Below are 849 nucleotides of genomic sequence, written 5' to 3' on the forward strand. Positions count from 1 at the left end.
AACGTCGCGGAATGGACGCTTACTTCTCGGAAGCAAGTTATTACCTTTGGCGCAGCAGGTTTGGCGGCATGAGCGTCCCCGATGCCAAGCGACTGAAAGAGCTTGAAGCCGAAAATGGACGCCTGAAAAAGCTGCTCGCGGAGTCGCTATTGGAGATGGAGGTCACTCGCGAGGCGCTGAGAAAAAAGTGGTGAGCGCCCCGGCACGTCGAGACGTGGTGCGTTTTATGGTGTCACGTGGCCTGAGTGAGCGCCGAGCGCTCCGTGTCATGCGTATGAGTGCCAGTGCATTGCGCTACCAACCGGCTCCTGACCGCAATGAGACATTACGTGAACGCATTGTTGCCTTGGCACACCGACATCGTCGTTACGGCGCGGGCATGATCTACCTGAAGCTGCGTCAAGCCGGTTAACAGGTCAATCACAAGCGCGTCGAACGCCTCTACGCGGCGGCTCGGTTGCAGGTAAAGCGACGCAAGCGTAAGAAGATTCCCCTGTCTGAACGCAAGCCCCTGGGCCGCCCTGGTGCTGCCAATCAGGTCTGGTCAATGGATTTTGTGTTTGACCGCACGGCGGAAGGGAGAGTGATCAAGAACCTCACTATTGTCGACGACGCTACCCATGAAGCCGTGGCTATCGTGCCTGACCGTGCCATTGACGGGCTGTCGTTAACACGGATTCTGGATCATCTAGCGCTACAACGTGGGCTTCCAAGTGCCCTTCGTACGGATAATGGGAAGGAGTTCTGCGGACGCGCCATGCTGACGTGGGCTCATCAACGTGGTGTTACCCTTTTTTTAATCGAACCTGGAAAGCCCAATCAAAAGTAAGCGCCATTAAACCGACCCAC

At 56.3% G+C, this 849-nt stretch carries 1 pseudogene; it reads left to right on the top strand.

The annotated features are described in order from the left end of the window. A pseudogene (locus INT22_RS19715) lies at positions 1 to 823 on the top strand (IS3 family transposase); the annotation flags it as partial. Positions 824 to 849: the final 26 nt, after the last annotated feature.

Source organism: Halomonas sp. 3D7M, assembly GCF_014897885.1.
Taxonomy (GTDB): domain Bacteria; phylum Pseudomonadota; class Gammaproteobacteria; order Pseudomonadales; family Halomonadaceae; genus Vreelandella.